General features: G+C 45.5%; 22 protein-coding genes and 1 riboswitch. Of the genes, 15 read left to right on the top strand and 7 right to left on the bottom strand.

Annotation, left to right across the window (positions count from 1 at the left end; all coding sequences use genetic code 11):
- The first annotated feature begins 29 nt into the window (after nucleotides 1–29).
- Together ABS362_RS05935 and ABS362_RS05930 are read left to right on the top strand one after the other, a co-directional pair.
- The gene (locus ABS362_RS05935; protein ID WP_187033103.1) at nucleotides 30–584 is read left to right on the top strand and encodes an HNH endonuclease; all 555 of its coding nucleotides are present in this window, start codon (nucleotides 30–32) and stop codon (nucleotides 582–584) included.
- Nucleotides 585–631: 47 nt separating this feature from the next.
- Nucleotides 632–1,333 carry a peptidoglycan DD-metalloendopeptidase family protein gene (locus tag ABS362_RS05930; RefSeq protein WP_350411442.1) on the top strand — a complete coding sequence of 234 codons (702 nt, stop codon included), beginning with the start codon at nucleotides 632–634 and terminating at the stop codon, nucleotides 1,331–1,333.
- Between the two features lie 74 nt (nucleotides 1,334–1,407).
- Here ABS362_RS05930 and ABS362_RS05925 read toward each other — a convergent pair whose 3' ends face one another.
- Both ABS362_RS05925 and ABS362_RS05920 read right to left on the bottom strand, forming a co-directional pair.
- On the bottom strand, nucleotides 1,408–1,656 hold the full coding sequence (locus ABS362_RS05925; RefSeq protein ID WP_350411440.1) for a hypothetical protein: 249 nt from the start codon (nucleotides 1,654–1,656) through the stop codon (nucleotides 1,408–1,410).
- Between the two features lie 30 nt (nucleotides 1,657–1,686).
- Nucleotides 1,687–2,901, bottom strand: coding sequence for an ABC transporter permease (locus tag ABS362_RS05920; protein ID WP_350411439.1), 1,215 nt, complete (start codon nucleotides 2,899–2,901; stop codon nucleotides 1,687–1,689).
- 59 nt (nucleotides 2,902–2,960) lie between these two features.
- Here ABS362_RS05920 and ABS362_RS05915 point away from each other — a divergent pair, with 59 nt between their 5' ends.
- From ABS362_RS05915 to ABS362_RS05905, 3 genes are read left to right on the top strand one after another with little or no spacing between them, the layout of a single operon-like run.
- Nucleotides 2,961–4,175 (top strand): exo-beta-N-acetylmuramidase NamZ family protein, encoded by a 1,215-nt coding sequence (locus ABS362_RS05915; protein WP_434086517.1) that lies wholly within the window; start codon nucleotides 2,961–2,963, stop codon nucleotides 4,173–4,175.
- A 4-nt stretch (nucleotides 4,176–4,179) separates the two neighbouring features.
- Entirely contained in the window at nucleotides 4,180–5,109 is a 930-nt protein-coding gene (fmt, locus tag ABS362_RS05910; RefSeq protein ID WP_350411437.1) for a methionyl-tRNA formyltransferase, read from the top strand.
- Between the two features lie 3 nt (nucleotides 5,110–5,112).
- A complete protein-coding gene (locus tag ABS362_RS05905; RefSeq protein ID WP_350411436.1) occupies nucleotides 5,113–5,601 on the top strand; it encodes a dihydrofolate reductase in 489 nt (162 codons plus the stop codon).
- A gap of 52 nt (nucleotides 5,602–5,653) precedes the next feature.
- Here ABS362_RS05905 and ABS362_RS05900 read toward each other — a convergent pair whose 3' ends face one another.
- Nucleotides 5,654–6,904 (bottom strand): T9SS type A sorting domain-containing protein, encoded by a 1,251-nt coding sequence (locus ABS362_RS05900; protein WP_350411435.1) that lies wholly within the window; start codon nucleotides 6,902–6,904, stop codon nucleotides 5,654–5,656.
- A 275-nt stretch (nucleotides 6,905–7,179) separates the two neighbouring features.
- On the opposite strand from ABS362_RS05900, the gene ABS362_RS05895 reads away from it, so the two are divergent.
- The 10 genes from ABS362_RS05895 (at nucleotide 7,180) to lysA (ending at nucleotide 21,405) form a co-directional block, all read left to right on the top strand.
- Entirely contained in the window at nucleotides 7,180–7,566 is a 387-nt protein-coding gene (locus ABS362_RS05895) for a hypothetical protein (protein ID WP_350411433.1), read from the top strand.
- Nucleotides 7,567–7,653: 87 nt separating this feature from the next.
- Nucleotides 7,654–8,298 (top strand): DUF2238 domain-containing protein, encoded by a 645-nt coding sequence (locus ABS362_RS05890; protein WP_350411432.1) that lies wholly within the window; start codon nucleotides 7,654–7,656, stop codon nucleotides 8,296–8,298.
- 226 nt (nucleotides 8,299–8,524) lie between these two features.
- On the top strand, nucleotides 8,525–9,523 hold the full coding sequence (gene bioB, locus ABS362_RS05885) for a biotin synthase BioB (protein ID WP_350411431.1): 999 nt from the start codon (nucleotides 8,525–8,527) through the stop codon (nucleotides 9,521–9,523).
- Nucleotides 9,524–9,756: 233 nt separating this feature from the next.
- Nucleotides 9,757–10,878, top strand: a complete 1,122-nt coding sequence (locus ABS362_RS05880) for an aminotransferase class I/II-fold pyridoxal phosphate-dependent enzyme (protein ID WP_350411430.1) — start codon at nucleotides 9,757–9,759, stop codon at nucleotides 10,876–10,878.
- Entirely contained in the window at nucleotides 10,875–11,489 is a 615-nt protein-coding gene (gene bioD / locus ABS362_RS05875; protein WP_350411428.1) for a dethiobiotin synthase, read from the top strand. The genes ABS362_RS05880 and bioD overlap by 4 nt, the downstream gene beginning before the upstream one ends.
- A gap of 125 nt (nucleotides 11,490–11,614) precedes the next feature.
- Entirely contained in the window at nucleotides 11,615–12,841 is a 1,227-nt protein-coding gene (gene bioA, locus ABS362_RS05870; RefSeq protein WP_434086516.1) for an adenosylmethionine--8-amino-7-oxononanoate transaminase, read from the top strand.
- A 124-nt stretch (nucleotides 12,842–12,965) separates the two neighbouring features.
- Nucleotides 12,966–14,165 carry a beta-ketoacyl synthase N-terminal-like domain-containing protein gene (locus ABS362_RS05865; protein ID WP_350411425.1) on the top strand — a complete coding sequence of 400 codons (1,200 nt, stop codon included), beginning with the start codon at nucleotides 12,966–12,968 and terminating at the stop codon, nucleotides 14,163–14,165.
- A gap of 303 nt (nucleotides 14,166–14,468) precedes the next feature.
- Nucleotides 14,469–18,794, top strand: a complete 4,326-nt coding sequence (locus tag ABS362_RS05860) for a T9SS type A sorting domain-containing protein (RefSeq protein ID WP_350411424.1) — start codon at nucleotides 14,469–14,471, stop codon at nucleotides 18,792–18,794.
- Between the two features lie 146 nt (nucleotides 18,795–18,940).
- Complete coding sequence (locus tag ABS362_RS05855; RefSeq protein WP_350411423.1) at nucleotides 18,941–20,251, top strand: aspartate kinase; 1,311 nt, start codon at nucleotides 18,941–18,943, stop codon at nucleotides 20,249–20,251.
- An 11-nt stretch (nucleotides 20,252–20,262) separates the two neighbouring features.
- Nucleotides 20,263–21,405, top strand: a complete 1,143-nt coding sequence (gene lysA, locus ABS362_RS05850; RefSeq protein ID WP_350411422.1) for a diaminopimelate decarboxylase — start codon at nucleotides 20,263–20,265, stop codon at nucleotides 21,403–21,405.
- A 79-nt stretch (nucleotides 21,406–21,484) separates the two neighbouring features.
- On the opposite strand, the gene ABS362_RS05845 is transcribed toward lysA, so the two are convergent.
- The 4 genes from ABS362_RS05845 to ABS362_RS05830 form a co-directional block, all read right to left on the bottom strand.
- On the bottom strand, nucleotides 21,485–22,153 hold the full coding sequence (locus tag ABS362_RS05845) for a hypothetical protein (protein WP_350411421.1): 669 nt from the start codon (nucleotides 22,151–22,153) through the stop codon (nucleotides 21,485–21,487).
- A 172-nt stretch (nucleotides 22,154–22,325) separates the two neighbouring features.
- Nucleotides 22,326–23,576, bottom strand: a complete 1,251-nt coding sequence (locus tag ABS362_RS05840) for a homoserine dehydrogenase (protein WP_350411420.1) — start codon at nucleotides 23,574–23,576, stop codon at nucleotides 22,326–22,328.
- The gene (gene metX / locus ABS362_RS05835) at nucleotides 23,557–24,618 is read right to left on the bottom strand and encodes a homoserine O-acetyltransferase MetX (protein ID WP_350411419.1); all 1,062 of its coding nucleotides are present in this window, start codon (nucleotides 24,616–24,618) and stop codon (nucleotides 23,557–23,559) included. Before metX ends, ABS362_RS05840 begins: the two co-directional genes overlap by 20 nt.
- Before the next feature lie 189 nt (nucleotides 24,619–24,807).
- Nucleotides 24,808–26,136 (bottom strand): O-acetylhomoserine aminocarboxypropyltransferase/cysteine synthase family protein, encoded by a 1,329-nt coding sequence (locus ABS362_RS05830; RefSeq protein ID WP_350411418.1) that lies wholly within the window; start codon nucleotides 26,134–26,136, stop codon nucleotides 24,808–24,810.
- Between the two features lie 267 nt (nucleotides 26,137–26,403).
- Nucleotides 26,404–26,510, bottom strand: a riboswitch (SAM riboswitch).
- Between the last annotated feature and the right edge of the window lie 39 nt (nucleotides 26,511–26,549).

Raw genomic sequence — 26,549 nt, 5'->3', positions numbered from 1 at the left:
TTCTAACACCTTACTACAATAAAACTGTGATGCTTTATAAACTCACGCTCAAAAACTGTGAAAAAACCGTAGTGGTAGATGACCACACATACGAGTACATTCAAAAAAATGCATATCTGCAGCAGATCGAATTCCTGAAGCACCTGCGCATACACTCTAACGGCTATGCCTTCTTCCAGAAGAACTGGCCGCTAAAGAATGGCAAGTACCGCAACGAAACGATTTACCTGCATAAACTTATTGGCGAACAGCTCCTGGAAAAGCAGGAAAGCAACATTAAGCTGTACGTGCACTTCAAAAACGGCAACAAACTTGACTGCCGCCGCGAGAACCTGGAGTGGGCACCGCTTTGCAAAATTGTGCGCAACACCACCAAAACCGAGAACAAGCTTGGCGTTCGTGGCGTGCATAAAGAAGCCCAGAAGTACAGAGCTATCATCCACCATAACAAGCAGCGTATCAACCTTGGTACTTTCGAGACCCTGCAGGAAGCCGCCATGGCCTACAGTAGGAAATCGGAAGAGCTGTTTGGTAAAACTAAAAGTTTAAAAACACTCTCTAAGTTTGTGGAAGAAGTAAATTAACTTCTTATACTTGCGCCTGCAGCCAAAACCGCTGTACTACAGAGTGAATGAAAACAACAACTGAACTTAGCGAACTGCTGAGACGGCACACTACTGCCTTTGCCCGGGTTATCGACGCCGACCTGCAAAGCAATGTAGTGTGCCGTCTTGATTTTACGGCTGCCAATACCCTGCTGCAGCAAACAGATTTAAGAGATACCGAAGCTTTTAACAGAGCTGTAAACCAGCTATTGGCAGAGCAAAATGCAACTATAGGCGTTGGGGGTTATTTTGAAGACAGGTTTATTTACCGTCGCAGCGAGCACTTCGATGTTGCCGCCGAAAGCCGCAACCTGCATTTAGGTATCGATATCTGGATGGAAGCTGAAACGCCGGTTTATACACCGCTCGATGCTACAGTTCATAGTTTCCATGACAATAATAATTTCGGAGATTACGGCCCGACTATAATTCTGCAGCACGAACTGGAAGGCGTTACTTTTTATACTTTGTACGGCCACCTGAGTCGCAAATCGTTAGAAGGACTGGAAGTTGGCAAAGTGTTTAAGAAAGGCGACAGAATTGCCTGGCTTGGCAACTACCCGGAGAATGGGGATTGGCCACCACACCTGCATTTTCAGGTAATGGCATCTATGGAAGGCCGTTCAGGAGATTTTCCGGGCGTAGCTGCAGCATCAGACAGAGCGCATTTTGAACAGATCTGTCCGAACCCGAATCTTATACTTCAGTGTCCATTGCTTCCGATGTAAGTAACTATAAAACAGAAAAGCCATACTTGCGAGTATGGCTTTTCTGTTTTATAGTTGTTGATAGCAATTATTTCTTATTTACTCATCCCCTTACTGCTAACAAATTCTTCAAAAAGAATTTGCTCCATTCTTTCTTCTTCATTAAGATCTTCAAGTTCTAAACTACTCATACCAATTGGTGAATAGAAAGTCCACTTCCATGTTGGTCTATATTTGAAAAACAAATGAGTTTCTGCATATTCATCATGATGATAAATGCCAAACCATAATCTGATTAAAACCCCTAATACTATAACTATGATTATAAATAAAATCTTCTTCATACTTCTAAAATCAGAAGCATCATCTATACTTTAATCAAACTTAATAGCTTTTACAGGCTTAATGCGGGCTACCATGGCGGCAGGTATAAGTATCGCCAACATCGTCATCCCTAAAGTAATCACATTCAGCACTACTATAATTCCGAAGTTCCAGCTGATAGGCACTGTTTCCATGTAGTAGTTTTCCGGGTCTAGTGGGATGATCTTGAAGTAGTACTGCATCGCACAGAAACCTAAACCTATAATGTTACCCCAGAGCATTCCTTTCAGGGTTAGGTTCAATCCCCGGAAATAAAATACCTTCCGAATTTGAGCATCTGTAGCCCCCACCGCTTTCAGCACACCTATCATGTTTATTCGTTCGATGATCATGATAAATACCGTTGAGACCATGTTGAAAGTAGCCACAAAGATGATAAGCACCAGGAAGATGATCACGTTTTTGCGAAGCAGTTGAAGCCAGTCGAAAAGCTGTGCGTGGCGGTCGGTTATTTTTTCGAGTTGCAGGTCATAGTTCATTTTCTCGAACACGCGGTCAGCCACCTGGTCTATCTGGTCGAAGTTTGTGATCATGATCTCCATCCCACCCGAAATAGAATCAGGCCAGTTGTTCAGTTCACGGATCAGCTTTATATCCCCGATCACAAACACTTCGTCAAACTCTTCCAGGCCAGTATTAAAAATGCCGGATACTTTCAGTTTGCGGGCGCGTGGCGGGTTCTGGATAAAGTAGAAGATGGCTTCGTCGCCCACTTTCAGGCGCAGTTTTTCAGCTACCCGGCGGCTTAGCATTACTTCTTTCGATGATGCGGTATCGTTATAGGCAAGCAGTTCACCAGCATCCAGGTTCTTCTGCATCGAGCTCAGATCGTAGTCTTTGCCGACACCTTTCAGCACCACACCCAGCACTTCTTCTTCCGATTTTACGATAGCAGTTTTGCGGGCAAACGCTTGGATCTGCTTTATACCAGGTATTGAATCTGCTTCCGAAAGGCCAATGGCATTGCTGATAGGGGCACCTTCGTAAGAGTTGTTGGTATCGTATTTGTTAACTTGCAGGTGCGCCCCGAAGCTGAATATCTTGTCGCGGATCTCGTTACGGAAGCCTTCCAGAATTGCGAACGACACAATCATGATGGCAATGCCGGCAGCTATACTTATAATTGCTATTTTTGTAACCGACGCCGTAAACGAACCGGATTTAACTCCTGAGATCTTTTCGGATATGTACTTGGATATGTTCACGCGTTAAAACAGGATAAACTGCCTTAAAGATAGGTATGAAATTTGACTTCTTCCCAATTATGATACAGCCACTGTTTATACTTTATACTTCGTTGCTGCTGGCTATAGGCAGTTGCGCTCCGAAACAAACACCTGAAGTAGTTCAGAAACCAACTATAGCTACACCCGCCCCGGTAGCAAAACCACTTCAAACAGGTGCCGAGCAAATGGAGCTTTACTTATCAAAATTGCAGGGTAAACGTGTGGGCATGGTCGTTAATCAAACTTCTATAGTTGGAGAGAGCCATTTAGTAGATACCCTTTTGAGTCGTGGTGTAAAGATCACAACTATATTTGCCCCAGAGCATGGTTTCCGTGGAGATGCTGACGCCGGCGCTTATGTAAAAGATGCCAAAGACACCAAAACTGGTCTGTCTATAGTTTCGCTGTATGGTAAAAACAAAAAGCCATCTGCAGAGCAATTGGCAGGTATAGATGTATTGATTTTCGATATCCAGGATGTAGGTGCACGTTTTTACACTTACATAAGCACGATGCATTATGTAATGGAAGCGGCAGCGGAAAATGGCAAAGAAATACTTATACTTGACAGGCCAAATCCGAACGGAAATTATGTAGATGGCCCTGTGTTAGAGCCCGAACATAAATCGTTTGTAGGCATGCACCCGATACCGATCGTTCACGGACTTACTGTTGGCGAGTTGGCAAACATGATCAATGGCGAGAAGTGGCTGGATGGTCAGCAACAGGCAAAGATCACGGTTATTCCGGTTGCCAACTATACGCACAGCACACCTTATACTTTACCGGTAAAGCCATCACCTAACTTACCTAATCAGCAAGCCATTATTTTATATCCATCGCTTTGCTTGTTTGAAGGCACGAATGTGAGTGTTGGTCGTGGCACGCCTACGCCTTTCCAGGTTATTGGCAGCCCATACTATAAGTTTAAGGAGTTTTCTTTTACACCGGTTAGCACGCCTGGCGCCACCGAGCCACCTTACAAAAACCAGGTCTGCTATGGCAAAAACTTAACAGATCCGTCAACGGCTCAACCTTTCACACTGGCTTACCTTATCGACTTTTACAAGAACTCAACAGAGCAGGATAAATTCTTCAACAACTTTTTCGAGAAACTGGCCGGAACATCAGAGCTTAGAAAACAGATCATAGCCGGTAAAACCGAAGCCAAGATTCGTGCCAGCTGGGAACCTGCTTTATCAAACTATAAAACGATTCGCAAAAAATACCTGCTCTACCCTGAAGCAGAATAACACTATGCCAAAAGACCTTCGCATCATTTTTATGGGTACTCCAGATTTTGCGGTACCTACCTTACAGATATTAGTTGAGAACAACTATAACGTAGCTGCTATAGTTACCGCTCCTGATAAACCAGCAGGCCGCGGACAGAAAATTCAGCAGTCGCCGGTTAAAGAGTATGCTGTATCGCAGAATATTCCGGTGCTGCAGCCTACCAACCTGAAGTCGGAAGCTTTCCTGGAAGAACTGCGCAGCTACAAAGCAGACCTGCAGATCATAGTTGCATTCAGGATGTTGCCGGAAGTGGTTTGGGATATGCCTCCGCTGGGTTCGTTTAACATCCATGGGTCGTTGTTGCCACAGTACCGTGGCGCTGCGCCCATAAACTGGGCTATCATTAATGGCGAAAAAGAAACAGGTGTTACATCTTTCTTCCTGAAGCATGAGATCGATACCGGAAACTTATTACTGCAAACGCGTGTACCTATACTTGAGGAAGATGACTTTGGCTCGATGTACGAAAAGCTGAAGTATGAAGGGGCAAAACTGGCATTGCAAACGGTTCAGGCAATACAGCAGGACAATGTAAAACCGATGCCACAGCCGGAATTTGGAGAACTGAAACATGCCCCAAAGATCTTTAAGGAAACCTGCGAGATAAACTGGAACCAGCCGGCAGAACAGGTGCGTAATTTTGTTCGCGGCCTCTCCCCTTACCCAACTGCCTGGACCCGCTTAGGGGATAAAACCTTCAAGATATTTAAAGTACAGGTACTGGAAAACGCAGGTTATGATGGGGCACCCGGGACGGTTTATACAGACAATAAAACCTTTGTGCATGTAAAATCCACCGATAGTGCCGTAGCTATACTTGACCTGCAAATGGAAGGTAAAAAACGCATGCCGCTCGCTGATTTGTTACGTGGCTATACTTTTAATTTATAAGATATGATCGCTATAGTTGTAGCCGTTTCCGAAAACAACGTGATCGGGAAAGATAACCAGCTTATCTGGCACCTGCCCGCCGACCTGCGCTATTTCAAAAACCTGACCATGGGCCATCCTATTTTAATGGGCCGCAAAACGTATGAGTCTATTGGCAAGCCGTTACCAGGTCGCACTACAGTTATCATCACACGCCAGCACGATTTTGAAGCACCGGGTTGTATAGTTGTGAATTCTATTGACGAAGCCATTGAAGAAGCCCACAAAGTGGATCAGGGTGTTTACATTATTGGTGGAGCAGAGATATATAAACAGGCTTTAGCTAAAACAGACACCATTTACCTGACACGCGTGCATCATACTTTTGATGGCGATACTTTTTTCCAGGAGATTAATGAAGCTGATTGGGAAACGACATCAGAGGAAAAGCATGAGCCGGACGAGAAAAACAAGTATAGCTATAGTTTCATCACCTTGAAACGGAAGTCATAAAAAAAGGAGCAGCTGTTGAGCTGCTCCTTTTCTGTTTTATAGTTGGCTGTAGTTACCGCTTCACAAACCGTAGTACCTGCCGGAATCCTGCTTCATTTGTTACAATCAAACTATAAGTTCCTGCTCTGAGCTTTCCAACTTCAATTGCATAATGCCTTCTGCCATTTTGCAACGTCGGACTATAGACTTCTTTCCCAGCCAGGTCAACTATATTTAAAGCGTATGCTGTAGTCTCAGGTAGGTCTAGTTGTAACACATCTGAAGTTATAGTTGGGTAAAGTACAGCCTTCCTGATGACTTGCATCTTTACGCTTACCACTTTAGAATACTCGAAAGTGCCATCAAAATCGACTTGCTTTAACCTATAATACGATATGCTTGGCAGTGGATCTTCATCTGTAAAAATATAGTTAGAACGTATAGAACTGGTTCCTTTTCCTGTGATAGTTGCTATTGTTGTAAATGCTTTGCCGTCCAGGCTACGCTCAACTATAAAGTGACTGTTATCTTTTTCCGAAGCAGTTGCCCAGCTTAACTGCACAGCATTATTCGATGCTAATGCCTTGAAACTAACAAGTTCAACCGGAAGTATAGTTGGTCCGCCACTTACTTGCGTACTCCACGTTAAACTAAAATCATCTATCGCCAGGCCATGGTCGTTTTCAAATTCATCTAAATCTTTCCAGCGCAGCATTACATACCCTTTATCAGGAATTGTAACCGGAATAGAAGTAGTAAGGTAGCGTTTATTTGCTGGGTCATTTCCATTTAAAGCGCCACCTGCGGCATAAAAAACAGGCCCTATAAAATCAAGTTCTTTTACGTTTGTCCAGCCTACATCTGATTTGGGAGAAAGGTTAAAAGCAGTCGGATCAGCACCAGTGGCATACCAGAAAGACAACAAATGTTGCGGCGTGGCTGCTCTGGCACTTCTCCACTGCTCACCTGTATAACTGATATTTAAAGACGTGATAGTTTGTCCCGTATTATTCTGAATTAGTAGACCCCAAGAGAATTCTCCGACCGTACTGGTAGCAGATGCAATTGAACCTAACGCACGGTCTGTACTTCCGGATAAGCCAAAACTATACAACCCACCTGCATTATGAGAACCTGTTCCGGCAGTAAGAGTGGTTGTTACCGGTGCCGTGCGAAACAGGTACCAACCAGGAAAATACTGCTTCCCATGCTCCCAGGTGCCTGTACCTGAGGCCGGAAGTGCATTAAAATCCTGTGTGTAACTTTTGGTGAAAGGGTTAATACTGATCTGTGCAGCAGCATCCTCAGAAAATGCTACTGACAAAAACAGGCAGCTCAATAAAACATTCGCAACTCGGGTAAAACGTTTTACCATATAACCTATATTTAAAGCTTTTATCCTTTCCCGGAAGACAGAATCTGGTTTTAGAATTTTCAGTTTAACTTACACCATCTTACTATAGTTCAAATAAGAGAGCACTATTTTGTTAATATTTTATACAGCGGAGTTGTACCCTTAGTAGTTGGTTCTGTGAGCAATTTGCTACCTGAATATTTACTTTAGAGAATATCATTATATTTGAATTAAAGCTCACACCCATGAACACGAAATTACTGATGTCGGCAAGCGCCCTTGTGCTGGGAGCATTTGGTTTGGTGCTGTCTTTTGTGCCCGAAGAGTTGCTGTCTTATACCGGGGCAGGCGCACTGTCCAACTTTACGATCATGCTGCAACTACTGGGTGCCACATACCTGGGTTTTGCGGCGCTTAACTGGATGGCCAGAGGCAACCTGATTGGTGGTATTTACAGCAGGCCAGTTGCTATAGGTAACCTGATGCGTTTTATAGTTAGCGGTATGGCTTTGTTAAAAGCAGCGTATTCCAGCCAGGGGGCTGCAGTTTTATGGGTTGCGGCGGCCCTTTACCTTGTGTTTGCCGTGTTGTTTGGTGTCGTTACGTTCAGGCATCCGCTTACCAGATCTTAACCACATACTTTCTATAGTTTTACAAGCTTATTCAACCGCTAAACTATAGTTACCGTAGCTAAATCTGCAACTATAAGCAGGCAAGCTATGCACCACACCATCCCCCGAACCCGCAGACCATTGCTTCAAAATACCTGGTTACTGGCAGCTATAGTTGGGTTCGTTATTGTTTGGGTCAGCACCTTCGTCGGTACCAACGACATGAACAACTGGCTGCTCGAAAATGCGTTGGTCTTTCTCGCGCTGCTCTTCCTTATAGTTACCTACAAGCGCTACACCTTCAGTAACCTGAGCTATGTGCTGATCAGTATTTTTCTGTGCCTGCACGTGTATGGTTCCAAATACACCTACGCCGAAAACCCTTTTGGCTTCTGGCTCAAAGACCTGCTGGACCTGGAGCGCAACCATTACGACCGCCTGATACACTTCGGATTCGGGCTGATACTGGCTTATCCTATGCGCGAGATGTTCGTGAACTGGCTGGGCTACCCCCGCAAACTGGCCTGGTTTTACCCCGTGCAAACTACCCTGTCTGTAAGCGCTTTGTATGAGATAATTGAGTGGGCTGTTGCTGATATCTTTTTCACGGAGCAGGGGCAGGCTTATCTGGGTACGCAAGGCGATATCTGGGATGCACAGAAAGATACCTTTGCCGCTTTTTTAGGAGCCGTTATCGCCTCCACTCTCATTTTAGTTGTTCAGAAAAACCGCGCCGAACGAAAAAAACAATAGTTTAAACTATAGTTTGCTGGTAGGGCTTAAGTTGCCGTTGTTCCACTCTCACATTCTGATCTCAGTCGGTCGTGCACACTTTCTCAACAAATTAACAAAGTAATTTTTCCACACAGATGGCGCAACAGCTGAGTCTATTAGCTATTTTTCCACTAAAATTACCCTATATTTTAATTTTTTATTCCTGATTCTACGGATTACCTTAGCAGTCTAAACACCGCGAATTATGATGCAGACAGATACTAACACAGCCATCCGAACTGACTGGACACTGGACGAAATAAAAGCGATATACTATAAACCGGTTCTCGAACTGATCGTAGAAGCGGCGAATATTCATAAAATACATCAGGCAACCGGTGAGGTACAGGTTTGTACTTTGCTTTCAGTTAAAACCGGCGGCTGCCCTGAAGATTGCTCGTATTGCCCGCAGGCAGCCCGTTTCCATACAGATGTGGATGTGCACAAACTGCTGAGCCAGGAGCAGGTATTAACCGCTGCGCAACGTGCAAAAGATGGGGGTTCAACCCGTTTTTGCATGGGTGCTGCCTGGCGCGAAGTGCGCGATAACCGCGACTTCGACAAGGTACTGGACATGGTGAAAGGCGTTAACGATATGGGTCTTGAAGTTTGCTGTACCCTGGGTATGGTAAACGAATACCAGGCCGAAAAGCTGAAAGAAGCCGGTTTATATGCCTACAACCATAACTTAGATACTTCAGAAGAGAACTATAGTAACATCATTACCACCCGTACCTACGACGACCGTTTAGACACGATCGATAATGTGCGTAAGGCTGGGATCTCTGTTTGTTCGGGCGGCATTATCGGCTTAGGCGAAACCGACGAAGATCGCATCGGCATGTTGCATACCTTATCTACAATGGTGCAGCACCCCGAGTCAGTTCCTGTAAATGCACTGGTTCCGGTTAAAGGTACGCCACTCGAAAATCAGCCATTGGTAACTGTTTGGGAAATGGTACGCATGATTGCCACGGCCCGTATCCTGATGCCAAAAACCATGGTTCGTTTGTCGGCTGGCCGTGAGCGCATGAGCGTAACCGAGCAGGCGCTTTGCTTCCTGGCAGGTGCAAACTCGATCTTCACGGGCGAGAAACTGTTAACCACACCAAACCCGGATTTCGACGCAGACAAAGCCATGTTCGAGCTGCTGGGTTTAAATCCAAGAAAATCATTTAAAGAAGAGACACAGAACGTTTGCTAGTCCTTTGACAAAAGACTTTTGAACTGAAGTTTCTTCGTGGACAGTGGTCATCCCCCTGCCCCCTTCAAAGGGGGACTTTTTTCTCCTGACGTAAAACTATAGTTGTAGAATTACGCATTGCTGAATGTCCCCCTTTGAAGGGGGCAGGGGATGACACACGCTAAGAGATTCTTCAAACCAGGCATAAGACATTAATTCACTTTTAAATCCTTTGTCCTTTGTCAACCAGTCCTTTGTCAGAAAGATTACAGCAAAAACTGGCGGAACGGGCAGCACAGGGCAATTTACGTGTGCTTAAAACCACCTCCGGCCTAACAGACTTTTGCTCAAACGATTACCTCGGCCTTGCCCGTTCGGAAAAGTTGCAGCAACTGATACGGCGGGAAGAAGCCAACTTTAACCATTTACCATTGGGGGCAACCGGTTCCCGGCTTTTATCAGGCAATCACCCGCTTTTTGAAGAACTGGAAACTATAGTTGCAGGGTACCACAAAGGCGAGTCGGCATTGCTTTTTAACTCCGGTTACATGGCTAATGTGGGTTTGCTTTCAGCACTACCACAGCGCGGCGACACTGTTTTTTACGACGAAGCCAGCCATGCTTCCATGAAAGACGGTCTGCGCCTGAGCTTTGCGAAAAGCTATAGTTTCAGGCACAACGATGTCACCGATCTGCAACAGAAACTGAAGCACGCTACCGGACAGATATTTGTAGTGGTAGAGGCCGTTTACTCTATGGATGGCGATAAAGCCCCTTTGCAGGAACTGGCTATAGTTTGCGAAGAACACAACGCCGCCCTTATAGTTGACGAGGCCCATGCCGTGGGCTTATACGGCCCGAATGGTCAAGGATTAACCGTTGCTTTAGGTTTACAGGATAAGGTCTTCGCGCAGGTTATTACTTACGGAAAAGCCATGGGCAACCATGGTGCCGCTATAGTTGGCCCAAACGTGCTACGCGATTACCTTGTAAACTATAGCCGGGCTTTTATTTATACCACCGGTTTGCCAAAACACGCGCTGCTGGCTTTAAAATGCGCCTATAGTTTGCTGCCGCAGCTACAGCCTGAACGCGAGCGGGTAAAAAAACTGGCAGCACAACTATACGGGCAGTTAAATACGATAAAAGGCATCCGTTGCACGCCCGCAGATAGTGTAATACTTTCTGTTTTTGTGGATGATGCCGTTCAACTTAAGCCGCTGGCTTTGGCATTGCAACAACAAGGTTTTGATGTACGACCCGTTTTGTCGCCCACCGTACCGATAGGCAAAGAACGACTGCGGGTTATAGTACACGCTTATAATACTGAAGAAGAAATTGTGGGCCTCGTGCAGGCCATAACCAACAACTTATGAAACGCTATTTTGTGACAGGCATCGGTACGGAAGTAGGGAAAACCGTCGCCGCCGCAATTTTAACCGAAGCCCTGCAAGCCGACTACTGGAAACCAGTACAAGCCGGCGGACTTGACTTTACAGATACAGACACGGTGCACAGTCTGGTTTCTAACCCTGTTTCTGTTTTTCACCCGGAAGCTTACCGCTTAAAAATGGCCGCTTCGCCGCACAAAGCCGCTGCCGCCGAAGGTCGTGAGATTAACGTACAAGGCATCACGCTACCTGAAACCAGCAACAACCTGATAGTGGAAGGCGCCGGCGGACTGATGGTGCCACTGAATAAACGCTACCTGATACTCGACCTGGTACAGCAACTTGGTCTGGAAGTGGTGCTGGTATCGCGCAATTACCTGGGTAGCATCAACCACACTTTGCTGACCGCCGAAGTGCTGCGTTACCGCAAAGTGCCTGTGGCCGGTATCATTTTTAACGGCGAAGAAAACAGCTCTACCGAAGACTTTATCATAAAGTACACAGGCCTGCGCCGCCTGCCATCTATCCGTCAGGAAGCCGATTTCTGCCCGGAAACTATTGCTTCGTATGCCAAGGAATTTGTGCCTTATCTTTAACCACAAAGAATTGCCTATAGTTAGAACTTTACTTTAAAACGTTTTCACTCATTCACTAAATCACACATTCAACATTGACCCTAGCCCAACGCGACCAAAACATCATCTGGCACCCTTACACGCAGATGAAAACCGCCGACCTGCCTGTTGCTATAGTCCGGGGCGAAGGCGCGTTGCTGTTTGCTGAAGATGGTAAGGAATATATTGACGCGGTAGCGTCGTGGTGGGTAAACCTGCACGGGCACGCACACCCTTACATTGCCGAAAAAGTTGCCGCGCAACTACAGACTTTAGAGCATGTTATCTTCGCCGGGTTCACGCACCAGCCTGCCGTAGAGTTAGCTGAAGGCTTACTGAAGATTTTACCCGAAGGCCAGCGCAAGGTATTCTATTCTGATAACGGCTCTACGGCGGTGGAAGTGGCGCTGAAGATGGCGATACAGTACTGGGCAAATACAGGCATACCTAAAAAGAAGATCATCGCTTTCCGGGACTCTTACCACGGGGATACGTTTGGGGCCATGGCTGTGAGCAGTCGTAGTGCTTTCACGGCTCCGTTCTGGTCGTATTTATTTGATGTGACTTTTATAGATGTACCTACACCCGGCAACGAACAGGAAACTATAAACCAACTGGAAGCCATTGCCCTAACCGGCGATGTAGCCGCTTTTATTTATGAGCCGCTGGTGTTAGGCACGGCTGGCATGGTGATGTACACGCCCGAAGTGTTGGACAACCTGATGCAGATCTGCCAGCAGCACGAGATCCTAACTATAGCCGACGAAGTGATGACGGGCTTTGGCCGCACCGGCAAACTTTTCGCAAGCCACTATCTGCAGCACAAACCCGATATGGTCTGCCTGTCGAAAGGCTTAACGGGCGGAACAATGGCATTGGGCGTAACTACCTGCAACGATAAAATTTACGATGCTTTTTTGGCAGACGACAAGAGCAAGACATTATTTCATGGTCATAGTTACACCGCAAACCCTGTTGCCTGCGCTGCCGGCGTTGCCAGCTTAGAGCTAACTACAAGCCCAGAAACACAACAGAACCTGGAACGCATTGCCGCTAAACACAAGGCTTTTGCAGCAACGTTAAAACAACTTTCAGGTATACAAGAGATCAGACAGCAGGGAACAATACTAGCCATAGAGTTTGCCGATGAAAGCACCTCCTACTTCAGTAACCTGCGCGACACGCTTTACAACTATGCGATGGAGCAGGGCGTTATCCTTCGTCCGCTAGGCAACATCATCTATATCATCCCTCCTTACTGCATCACCGACGAGCAGCTTGATAAGGTATACCAAACCATAAAAGGCATGCAGCAGCTATTGGTTAATTGTTAAAGCAGGATTTACTGAATCACCGGATTTGAAATCCTATCCATCCTTAAATCCGGGTTCAGACAAAAAGCTTAAAATCCGCCTAATCCTATAAATCTTAGTTCAGACACACTACTTTTGCATCAGTTTGAAAGCAGAGAGGCTACATATCGTCATCAAAGGCTGCGGGGCGATATCGCCGTTGGGCCACGATGAGGAATCTATAGCGCAAAGTTATAGTTCAGGGTTGCCTGCCTTTAAAACTATAGTTCATAAGGGCACACCCACACCAATTGCAGCTTTACCCGAAGCAGCCGAAAACCAACTACAGCAGCTCCTGCAAAGTAATCCGAACTATAAACATCTGGACCGCTCGGTTCTGATGGCGGTATATGCGGCGCGGCAGGCCGCAGAGCAGGCTGGTTGGTTGCAGCAGGATTTTACAGACCACGACCTCGGTGTAAATATTGGTTCCTCGCGCGGAGCAACCGGCTTATTCGAACATCACCTGGATGCATTTCAGCAAAATAAACTTTCTTCAGGCTCCTCTCCTACGACTACCTTAGGTAACCTGTCCAGTTGGGTGGCACATGCCGTTAATGCAGGTGGCGCGCAAATAAGCCACTCTATTACCTGCAGCACAGCTTTAATGGCAGTGGCTAACGCAGCAGCCTGGTTACGCGCAGGCATGGCCAAACGCTTTTTAGCTGGCGGCACCGAAGCACCTCTCACCGATTTTACCATCGCCCAGATGAAGGCGGTCGGCATCTACTCCAAACTATACGACCAGCCATACCCCTGCCAGCCGTATGCTATCACTAAACAGAACACCTTTGTATTAGGCGAAGGCGCCGGCGTATTCGCGTTAGAGTTAGTCTCTGAATCTGATTTAAAACCGAGAGCTATAGTTGTGGAAGCAATCGGACTCGGATTTGAGCCGATCAAAAGCAAAACCGGTATTTCTGCTGAAGGCCTGAACTTCCAGAAAAGTATGCGACACGCGCTGAGCCAGTTACCAGAAGCGGATCAAACTATAGATCTGGTCATTACTCACTCTCCCGGAACTATAGTTGGTGATGCAGCGGAGCTAAAGGCCATTCAGACAGTTTTCAGCGAAACTATACCGGCCATCACTACTAACAAGTTTCTTCTTGGCCACACCCTGGGCGCCTCCGGTGCGCTAAGTCTGCAGTATGCCATGTTTATTTTAAATAATCAGAAGTTTGCATCTTTCCCCTATCTCACAATTATTACATCTCCAACTTCTCCTTACAACTACAATCGTTTGCTCATAAATGCAGCTGGGTTCGGCGGAAATGCTGCATCAATTATCCTAAGACTGATTTAGCTATATAGCACTGGTATAATTATTCTCCTATAAATATCTACAACCAAGGTTATAACAACCAATTATTTATTACCAAATATATAGTTCCTCTTTTATAGTCGGATATTTTTTGCCCATATTTGCACCTCCATTTAGGATGATATCAATAATACCGTATAACTAAGACCATTACCAGCACAATGATTTTATAAAATTGATGCAATTACCTTCTTATTGTATCTCTTATTCTTGCTTACGCTTACCTCGCTCCCTCCTACAAATAAGACTGTGAAAACTTTAGTTTTCAATTCCTTTTAGCCAAAAATGAATAAAACTTTACGCGACGCTTCGTTAAGCAGTCTGTTTCTGCTTTGCTTTTTGTTTATTACCTCAAATGTTAATGCCCAAACGCCCGGTCTTATTTATAAGATCGCGACGAATGGTGGTAATAAGGTCCTGGACCCTGATGGAAATGGTTATGTTTCAAAAACTAATCTTGGTTTTCAACTTGTTGGTGGAAACAGATTAGATGAAGGACCAGAATACAGCGAAATTCCTTATCGTCCGTTTCCTGTTTTTATGGACGAGCCTCTGGCTGACCTGAAGACAGGTGGCAGCTACGGCCACACCGACTTTGCTCCCAAAGTATATGCCAATGGCCAGTTGGTCGGCTCCCCGATGGCCTCCTACTATGATGGCAAGAATTTCCTTTTTCGTGTAAGGCTGGCTGGTCAATCTACTGCATCAAAAGGCTATAGTATTCTTATTGATACAAACAACACTCTAACTGGAACAGGAACTAACCCCGGCTTCGAGTTTGAAGTACTGTTAGCTACTAATTTTGACGTGCGGGTTTACGATTATACCAGCAACCCAAGCGGAGTCCAGATTTTCAGTGGGTCTGTGGATCAGTATTCTCAGAAAGCGATTGCAGGCTCAACGGGTGGCGGCGATGCAGACTATTTCTACGACTTTTATGTGCCGATGACGGCATTTGGAAATGCCATAACCCCTACAACTCAGCTCCGCATGACGGGTGTAACCATTACCAGCGCAAAAAGCGGGATATTTGGTACAGCATCCGATTTTGGTGGTGTAGATGATAACCTTTATTCAGGCAGCTCTTCAGCTGATATCTGGAAATCAATTATCACGAATACTCCCCTCTCTACCCCTACTGATATTAAGGATACTGGCTTTACAGCAGTTACAGCAGCAGCTCCAACCGTAAACAGTCCTATCTATACAAATAGCACAGCTATTACTGGCTCATCAATTGAAACGGCTGGGTCTGTTATTACCGTTTTCAGGAATGGTATCAGTATAGGCACAACTACCGTAGGAACAAATGGGTCCTGGTCTTTTTCTACATCTGGTATTACCCTGGCACTGAACGATGCTATCACTGCAAAAGTGAAACCCAGTATGGAAAATGAATCTGCATTTTCTACTACGGTAATGGTAATAAATCAAGTTCAGTGTAATACTGCCGCCCCTGAAATGTCTTTAGCAAATGCTAATAAAGGATTTAAAGGCACTACAACTGAAGCCGGAATAATAAAAGTATTCAGAGACAACTCACCTAACCCTCCTACTTTAATCGCATCAGGCACATTTACAGAACCTGTTAATTGGAATTTAGAATTTGATAAATCTGGTAACTCCATTACAGCAGGAACCTATTATGCTACATTTACTCCATCTGCAGCAGGAAACTGCGAATCAGTAGCATCCAATCAAATATGTGCATCGGGTGGTACTGGCAACGGATCTACTTCTGAGCCTATAAAGCCAACCTTATCATCAAGCACCCTGACTAGCACTACTTTAAGCTTAAGTGGTAACGGCGCCTACCCAAACTCAGTTATTATCATATATAAAAATGGCATTGAGGTTGGTCGAACCAATACATCTAACATAGCAACCAATACCCGTTACAATTGGTCATATACTTATACCATACCTGCAAATCAGCCAATAATAAACGGAGATGAATTTTATGCTAGAAATCTTGTCACGAGTCCGTGTACAACATTAACATCAAAAACGACTTCATTCTTTGCTTCAGTAACATCATCTGCCCCAACTATAACCGGAACTTACTGCGGCGCTACTACATTAGTAACAGGTACATCCACTGAAGCTGCAGGTACTACGGTTAAAGTGTATGTTGGCACTACACAGATTGGTACAACCACAGTAAACGCTTATGGCGCCTGGTCAGCAACTATAACCAGCCAATCTTCCGGAACACTTACTGCTACCGCAACTGCTCCAAACAAATCAGTTAGTGCGCCATCTGCAGGCATAACTATAAACGCTGTACCTAGTAATACAGGTTTAGCTATAACCGGCACCTCAATAGGTACTACTATTTACGAAGGCAGCACTTCTGTTACGGGTAATTATAATGCTGCTAATGGGTCTGTAATTACACTTTACATTAACGGGCAAGCTTATGTTAATAGCAACGGGGATATAATATATGCTACCGTTTCGGGTAGTACCTTTACATTCTCAAACATATCTCCATTTGAATTATATGCTGGGGCAAAACTGACAGTAACAGTAAAAGGATCTACCAATTCAACCTGTGAAAGCGCACAGACCAGCGTAACTGCAACATCTACTGTAGCCTGTAATCCTGTTACATCGACTTCCAACGCTACGCTTGTGTCCAGCACCATTTGTCCGAACACTCCGGCTTATATAAATCTTTCTACTACAGAGGCAGGAATAATTTACAATATATACAAGGTTGATGGATCCACTTACACACAGTTTGGTCCTTCGGTACTTGGTACTGGCAGAGCTGTAACGTTACAATCAGACCCGGTTGTTACCAGCGGTACTAAGTTGCAGGTACAAACTATTAAAGTTGGTGCTAGTTGCCAGAGTGCTGTAGGTAGTCCATTAACAGTAACCTTATACCCGGCTGTTCCAAAGAATTTTACGGTTACTGCTACTCCTGAAACTTCCAGTTGCGCTAATGTTGCCTCTACTATAACGGTTCAGGCTGCAGAAACAGGTTATTCTTATCAGCTTATCATTAACAACAGCACCAAAGACAAGATCGGAGCACCAATTATTCCGACTGCAAACGGCAACATTTCGTTTCCGCCGGTTACTGTATCAACAACAACTACCTATGGAGTTGTAATTACAGGAACAACGTCAGGTTGCGTAGCTGAGAATACGATCCTTAAAACCATAACTATAACTGGCGGGCCGGATGTAAACAGGGCCGTAACAGCTAATCAAACAATAGTTTGTGCAGGCGCTTCTCCAAACGTAACAATTAGTATTGCTACCGAAAACGCTTATACTTACAAGATTTTCCAACAAACTAGCCCAACCACAGCAATCCAGATCGGAAGTAATATTGCAGGTAACGGTAACACAATACCTGCTGCCCTGAACAACAACTTGTTTACAACTACTGGTACTAAAGAATTTTATGTTACAGTGAGTGGTGGCTCCTGTACAGATTTAAGAATGAGCCAATCGGTAAGTATAACTGCTACAGATGGCACAGGCGGCACAGTATCAGCGGGGCCAAATACAACATCCTGCGGAAGCACCTACACGTTGGCAGGCAGCAATCCTACCCCGGGCACTGGCCTCTGGACTATAGTTTCAAAACCTGCTTCTGCTAATCCTGTGTTTTCAAACAATACACTTTATAATTCTACTGTTTCAAATCTTGTTTCCGGGGAGTATACTTTCCAATGGGCTGTTAAATCCAGTTGTAATGATGTTACTACTACAAGTTCTGTTAAAATTACCGTAAACTGCCCTGCTGAATACAGTGTAAGAAGTAATAAACTGGTAACAGACTATGCTGACTTTGAAGAGCTTGCCACTGTAACTGACCCGGATGGAATTGCTTCGGCACAATTTATTTCTGGAACGTGGCCAAGCGGCGCCGAACTGTTGCCAAGTACAGGCACAATCAGAGTATCAAATAGGTATAATCTGGCGTCAGGTAATTATCCAATGATGATCAGGATAACAGATAATGCAGGAAAAACAACGGACCTGCCGCTGACTCTGAGATTTTATAGCGCGAGCATCCGCCCACCTGATATCACCCCCCTCCCGGTAGAGCTTATATCTTTTACTGCTACTACCGACTTAAAAGGTGTACTATTAAACTGGGTAACGGCTTCGGAACTGGATAACGACAGGTTTGAGATAGAGCGCAGCGAAGACGGAAAAGTGTTCAGTATGATAGGCACCGTAGCAGGGAATGGTACGAGCAACCGCAAAATAAAGTACAGCTTTACAGATACCAAACCACTTCCGGAAGTTAGCTATTATAGGTTAAAGCAGGTGGATTTTGATGGCACGCACAAATACAGCAAGACCATTAATGTTAAAAACAAAACACTTACAGCCAACACTATTCTGGAGGCGTACCCTAACCCGTTCTCTGAAAAACTGTTTGTAACTATAACTGCACCGGCAACTGAAGAAGCTACACTCACCTTATATAACCTGCAGGGGCGCCAGTTACAAACAATAAAAACTACCCTGGAGCGAGGCATGAACAACTACGACCTGGATACGCAGCAACTCGCGAGAGGCATCTACATCATCAGGATAACAGGTAACAATTCAGACGTTTCTGTTAAAGTGCTGAAGAAGTAGACATAAGCAACTGAACAACTATAGAAAGGCCGGCCTATAAAGCTGGCCTTTTTGCATAATTGTACTGCTGCCTATACTTAAATCCTGCATAGTTTTTCTTAATTTTGCAGCTACCTTAAAATACAATTTTACACTTAAGCTTTTAAATGAAAGTATTAAAGTTCGGTGGCACTTCTGTGGGGTCTGCTGAAAGAATGAAGAACGTTGCGGACCTGATCCATAACGGCGAACCTAAAATTGTGGTGCTGTCTGCTATGTCGGGCACTACAAACAAGCTGGTGCAAATAGCTGAAACGCTGTACCAGAACAAGAACGAAGACGCGAATGCGCTGATAGATGCGCTACACGATAACTATAAACAGGTTGTAGAATCGCTCTACACCACCCCGGAAAAGAAACAGCAGGCAAACGAACTGCTCACCAATCATTTCGATTACATAAGAGCTTTTACCCAGGATCTGTTCACTATACACGAGGAGCGCGCTATTCTGGCACAGGGTGAGTTGCTCTCTACGGCATTATTCCAGTTTTTTCTGGAAGAGCAAGGCATTCCGTCTGTACTGTTGCCGGCACTTAACTTCATGAAGATAGATGAGAACGAAGAGCCGGACGCCGCTTACATTGCCAAGAACATCAAAACGGAATTGGAAAAATATCCGGACACAAAGCTGTTCATTACGCAGGGTTACATTTGCCGCAATGCATTTGGCGAGATCGACAACCTGAAACGTGGTGGCTCCGATTATTCTGCATCGCTGATAGGCGCTGCCGTAGATGCTTCTGAGATCCAGATCTGGACCGACATTGACGGCATGCACAACAACGACCCGCGCATAGTAAAGAACACCTACCCTATTGCGGAACTATCTTTTGATGAAGCGGCTGAGCTAGCTTACTTTGGTGCTAAAATTCTGCACCCGAGCAGCGTGTTGCCGGCCAAACAGAAAAACATTCCGGTTCGCCTGCTAAACACCATGCAGCCTGAGGCCAAAGGTACTATCATTCAGTCTGAAACTTCGGGTGGCGGCATAAAGGCTGTAGCGGCTAAGGATGACATTACGGCAATCAAAATAAAGTCGGGCCGAATGTTATTGGCCTATGGTTTCCTGCGCTCTGTGTTCGAAGTGTTTGAGCGCTACAAAACCCCGATCGACATGATCACGACGTCAGAAGTGGCTGTTTCTATAACTATAGATAACAACAAGTTTCTGAATGAGATTGTAGCAGAGTTGAAAGAAGTCGGCCAGGTAGAAGTAGACGAGAACCAGACTATAATCTGTGTGGTGGGCGATTTTATTGCTGAAAAAAGCGGTACCAGCCTGAAGGTTTTTGAATCGCTGAAAAACATACCGATGCGCATGATCTCTTACGGTGGCAGCAAAAATAATATAAGCCTTCTGATCAATACATCTGATAAAGTAGAAGCACTCACCAAACTGAACGAGGGGATTTTTTAAGAACCGTGAACATGCTGAAACAACATTTACAGGAGCTGCAGCAGCACGATACTCCTTTATACGCCTATAATTTAGAGCTACTTCGCCAGACACTGAAAAGTGCCAGCACCGAAGCAGCCAAATATAACTACCACGTACATTATGCTTTAAAAGCAAACGCCAACGAACCTATACTTGCCGAAATGCTGCATGCAGGTTTTGGGGCCGACTGCGTGAGTGGAAATGAAGTGAAACGTGCGATCGAGAATGGTTTTAAACCAGAGAATGTAGTTTTTGCCGGTGTCGGGAAGTCTGATGCCGAGATAAATTATGCCCTGGAGCAGGATATTTTCTGTTTTAACTGCGAGTCGAAGCACGAGCTGGAGATATTGAACGAACTGGCGGCTGCCAAAGGTAAAACGGCCCGAATAGCACTGCGCATAAACCCGAATGTAAACGCTAACACGCATAAGTACATTACAACCGGCCTCGAAGAAAACAAATTCGGGATAAATGCCTGGGAACTGGAAAGCGTACTGAATCTGCTGAAAACGTTGCCAAATATAGAGCTGATCGGCATCCACTTTCACATTGGTTCGCAAATAACGGACCTTACTGTTTTCAAGAATCTTTGCACGAGAGTTAACGAGTTCCAGGAGTGGTTTGTATCGCGCAATATCACCCTGCAGCATATTAACGTGGGCGGCGGACTTGGTGTAGACTACTATAACCCGGATGCAAACCTGATACCTGATTTTGAAGCTTACTTTGGGCTGTTTAACCAGTTTTTAGAAGTACGCCCGGGACAGGAAGTGCATTTTGAGTTGGGCCGGTCGCTGGTAGCACAATGCGGAACACTGATCTCGAAAGTGCTGTACATCAAAAAAGGCATTACGACCAATTTTGCTATACTCGATGCCGGCATGACCGAACTGATCCGCCCAGCGTTGTACCAGTCGTACCACAAAATAGAGAACCTGACAAGCGAGAAAGCTGAAGAACGTTACGATGTTGTTGGCCCGATCTGCGAGTCGAGCGACTGCTTTGGAAAAGCGGTGATGTTACCTGAAACCAACCGCGGTGACTTAGTAGCTATCCGGACGGCAGGGGCTTATGGCGAAGTAATGGCATCTGGCTACAACCTGCGCGAAAAAGCAAATGCTATTTATCTATAGTTTACAGCTACACTATAGTTTATAAAAAAGTCCGCTCCTATAGTTTGGGAGCGGACTTTTACTTTAGATGGAACAGTAACTACAAGGCAAGAATAAAATCAGGTGTGGCATGTGTTATACCTTTCTGGCCTTTCAGGGAGTTGGCTAACTCAAGTGCATCTCCTTTTGAGTTTTTGGTTACGCGCAGTATGTACGAATCCGCTCCCACCGGCCCGATCAGTTCGGCATTATAGTTGGCTGCCATTTCTTTTAAAGCAGTTACTCCGCTGGCATCTGTTTTAACCATTACCTCGTTGCTCAACCCGATCGCCTGTTCCCCATCAACTATGAAAGAAGGACCAGCATACTTAATAGCGTTGTCTTTTTTCAGTTCGTGGATGGCCTGTTCAGCCTGAGCACAGTTCAGTCCGTCGGTCAGGTTCAGTGTAAACATCATCCCGGACTGGCTGGCACGCTGGTTAAGTATACCGGTTACAAATCCGTATTTGCTGATTACCTCGCCGCGTTGTGCATCGGTTAGTTTATCGTCGAATGCAACTATAACCTGGCTTGTATTTATAGTTCCAAGGCTTTTAAGTTCAGCACCTGCCGTGTAGCTATAGTTCTTACAGGGGTCAGCAACCTTCATGGGGTTCAGCAGTTTTGGATCAAACCGTACATTCCGTATAGGAGAAACGTTTTCCTGCCTGCAGCTGGCAAGCCCGAAAACCGTTAATATAATTATAAACAAGGGTAGAATAGTCTTCATAGTAATCGCTTATAAAGTTCTCGTAAATACTTGTTGTACGTATAGTTACAAGTTACAGCTATGCTCCTTTACTACTATTTTGAATACTTTTCTAAACTACAAGCCTTTATATAGTACAATAAACCAATCTTGCCCTTATTTTTAAATGCCACTATCCCGGAAACCTTACAAATCAACTATAAGCAACCTCTGCTTTCTGCTTTAATTTTAGTGCAATATTTACAGCTTGCTCTGCTGCTATCTGGGCTATAAATATGTGGTTGGCTGCCAGGTCGGTCTGTATGCTTTGTAACTCTTTAACTGAAATATCAGCTGTAAAAGAAGTTGCCTCACCTGTTTCCTGAATCTTTACAAGGTTTTCCCACGCGGCTTCCGGCAACGAGGCACCACCCGGGCAACGCAGGTATATAGTTATTTTTTTATCCTGATTTAATACTATAGTTTTAATCTTGGTTTTACGGTAAGCATATCGGTACCCTGAAATGGCTGCCGAAACATCGGCCCACACTGCCGATCCGGTCGGGTGGCTTCCGGCTCCTCGCCCTTTTATAAACTGCTCACCGGCAAAAACCGGATCTATCGTTACACCATTCGTTTCGTTTACAACATGGTATAGTTCCCTTTGTGCCGGCACAAATGTGGGTAGTACGTGCAGGTTTAATTCATTAAATGGGTTTACTTCTGCAAAAGCTACTAACCTGATGCGTGCCTCTATAGTTGCAGCAGCCTCCAGGTCTTCTTCACCCACTACATCTATCCCGAAACGCAGAATTAGTTCCGGCTTAACAGTTACTCCAAAAGCATGTGCCGCTATCAGGCTTAGCTTATTTACCGTATCAAAACCACCAACATCTAAGGTAGGGTCTGCCTCTGCAAAACCAAGTTTCTGCGCCTGCTGCAGCGCCAGACTATAGCTTAATCCCTCCGACTCCATTTTAGACAGGATATAGTTTGAAGAGCCATTCAAAATGCCACTTACCCGCTGCAAGGTTTCTGAACTATAGTAACTTTCCAGCGTCCGGATGATGGGGATGCTGCCGCCAACTGCTGCTTCGTACAGAAGCGTTCCGTTATAGTTTTGCTGTAGTTTTATCAGCTCGGGAAGGTGAGTCGCCAGCATTTTCTTGTTAGCCGATACTATAGTTTTACCTGCAACCAGCGCCTGCTTTACAATACTATAGGCTTCGTCTGCATCACTTATCAGTTCCGCAAACAGAGTAATGCTTTCGTCCTGTAACAGGTCCTGCGGGTTGTAAGTAAATGCTGATGCCGGTAAGCTGCGTGGCTTTTCCTTATCTTTTACACAGATCGGAGCCACCTCAATGCCTGCCTGCTCTATAGTTTGCAGCACATCGTATAGCCCCTGCCCTACGCACCCAAACCCGAATATGCCGAGCCTGATGTTAGACGGTTTGTTTTTCATAGTATCGTTCATTTATAGTTTCAGTTTGATAGAAATTGCGGACTGCTTGAATCAGTTGCTCAGTTTCCACTAAAAAGCCATCGTGGCCGTAATCAGAATGCAGTAAAGCAAATGCAGAACCTGGCACCTGCTCATGTAAGAACCGTTGTTCCTCTACCGGGAAAAGAAGATCGGTATCTACACCTACAAAAAGTGTTTTAGCTTTTAAATGATGTAGTGCGTTTTCTACTCCTCCCCTGTTGCGGCCGATGTTATGCGAGTCCATGGCTTTGGAGAGTAACCAGTAGGTATAAGCATTAAAGCGTTTTGCCAGCTTTTCGCCCTGGTAAACCTGGTAGCTGGCAGCTCTATAGTTGTCTGTGATGCTATTGCCGGGTTCCTGTTGGTTAAGCTCATAACTGGTATAGTGGCGATACGAAAGCATAGCGATGGCCCTTGCCGTTTTCAACCCTTCCTGGCCTGCTGGTTCACTATAATCGGCCCAGGTCGGGTCCTGGCGGATGGCCATGCGCTGGCTCTCGTTAAAAGCAATTCCCCAGGCAGAATGACGCGCATTAGAAGCCACATGGACCAATCTTTCAAACACGTCCGGCTTCTGTAGCGCCCATTCCAATGCCTGTTGTCCACCCAACGACCCTCCGATCAGCGTGTGCACCTTTTCCAGCTCCAGCTCCTGCCGCATTAGGTCAAAGGCCGCCACAATATCGCGGTTGGTAAGCTGCGGAAAACTATGGTAATAAGGCTGCAGCGTATTGGGGTTAACCGAAAGCGGACCAGTAGAACCATAGCAGCCACCCGGTGTATTGGCGCAAACTATAAACCAGTCTTCGGGGTCGTATAGTTTGCCATCTCCAAACAGGCCGCTCCACCAGTCGGTAAAATCTGAACTGCCGGTAAGGGCATGGCACACCCACACCACGTTGTCGCGTTGCGGGTTTAGTGTACCGTAGGTGGTATAAGCAAGCTGGAAGCCGGGCAACGAGATCCCCGATTCCAGCTTAAACTCCTGCTGATAATGAAAAGTATGTTGTTCTGTGGACATGGAAGTTGTCTTTCTACATTAGAGTTAACCCACCCCTACCCCTCCCGAGAGGGGATTTTCTGCTGTTGCTATAGTTGAATTTATAGTTCTATAGTTAGCGTTGAATTCCATCTGTCCTTTTCGAAGAGAGACTTTTGGGAGTATCCTATTCCCCTCCTCGGAGGGGTTAGGGGTGGGTTTTACTACAGTTTAGTTTAGCACAGGTTCTGCTACTGCATTTTTAACAGCCGCAAAAGCCAGTTCGAAATCTGCTTTTATATCATCAATGTGCTCGATGCCAAGCGATACGCGAAGTAAAGTCGGCTCTACCCCGGCGCCCAGTTGTTCTGCATCTGACAGTTGCTGGTGTGTGGTAGATGCCGGGTGAATGATCAGTGTTTTAGCGTCGCCAACATTAGCCAGGTGGCTTACCAGTTTTAAATTATTCACAAAAGTCTCCGCCTGTTCTCTATCGCCTTTCAGTTTAAAAGATAGCACCCCGCCAAAGCCGCGCTTCAGGTATTTCTTCGCCAGTTCATGGTAATTACTTGATTCCAGCCCCGGGTAGTTCACGCTTTCTACGAGCTCATGTTTTTCCAGCCACTTCGCCAGTGCTAGTGCATTTTGCACCGTTCTTTCCACGCGCAGCGATAATGTTTCCAAACCTTGCAGCAGCAGGAAAGAGTTGAATGGAGAGATGGCAGGACCAAAGTCACGCAAACCTTCTACCCTGGCTCTTATCGCGAAAGCGATATTGCCAAATGGCCCATCTGTCCCGAATACTTCCCAGAAATTAAGTCCGTGGTAGCCTTCTGATGGTTCGGAAAATTGCGGGAATTTGCCGTTGCCCCAGTTAAAGTTTCCGCCATCTACAATTACGCCGCCAATGCTGGTGCCGTGCCCGCCTATCCATTTGGTAGCCGACTCCACCACCACATTTGCACCATGCTCCAGCGGCCTGAACAGGTAACCACCTGCGCCAAAGGTGTTATCCACGACCAATGGCAGGTCATGCTTGCGAGCCAGTGCAGCTATAGTTTCGAAGTCCGGAATATTGAAGCGAGGGTTACCGATCGTTTCCAGGTAAATGGCTTTGGTGTTTTCGTCGATCAGTTTCCCGAAGCTCTCCACGTCATCACTGTCGGCAAAGCGGGCCTCTATACCCAGGCGTTTAAAAGAAACCTTGAACTGGTTATAACTGCCGCCATACAAAAAACTGGTACTCACAAAATTGTCTCCGGCCTGCAGTATGTTGGTAAGTGCAATGAATTGTGCCGCTTGCCCTGAGGCTACCGCAACAGCCGCCACGCCGCCTTCCAGGGCAGCAATGCGTTTTTCAAAAACATCGGTCGTCGGGTTCTGGATGCGAGTGTAAATATTGCCGAATTCCTTCAGGGCGAACAGGTTGGCACCATGGGCCGCATCTTTAAAAGCATAAGAACTTGTCTGGTAGATGGGCACAGCGCGGGAACGGGTAGTTGGATCTATTTCCTGGCCTGCATGTAGTTGTAGCGTTTCAAAATGATGTGTGGTAGACATGATTTTTCTGATTAAAAAGTATGAAATAAGTTGAATTGCGAAAAGAGAAATGAGTGTGCGGATACAGCAGCGGGACTACAGGTATAAACCTGCAGGGGGCTGCGGGGCACAATGGTTCAGGAAGCTAAAGGATTAGCGACAGCAACAACAGGTTTGCATTCGCATGTACCTGAAAGCAAATAAATAAGATACTCCAAGTAGTTGGGCTACCGGATAAAATACAAAACGTTCGAGTGTTGGCTTAATTCCCTTTTTCATGTTCTTATCAATTTATAGTCATCCGAACTTCCGGATTCAGGAATTAGCACCTTTACCATAGGGGTTAGGTTGCTAGCGCTTCTCAGAGCCTGTCTCTCCACGCTTCTTTATAAATCAATAACCGCCAGGGATCATTGACTTGATGATGCAAACTT

The sequence above is a fragment of the Pontibacter populi genome, from assembly GCF_040278685.1.
Taxonomy (GTDB): domain Bacteria; phylum Bacteroidota; class Bacteroidia; order Cytophagales; family Hymenobacteraceae; genus Pontibacter; species Pontibacter populi.
The sequence above is the reverse complement of the archived record's forward strand: the minus strand, read 5'-3'. Positions and strand labels throughout refer to the sequence as shown.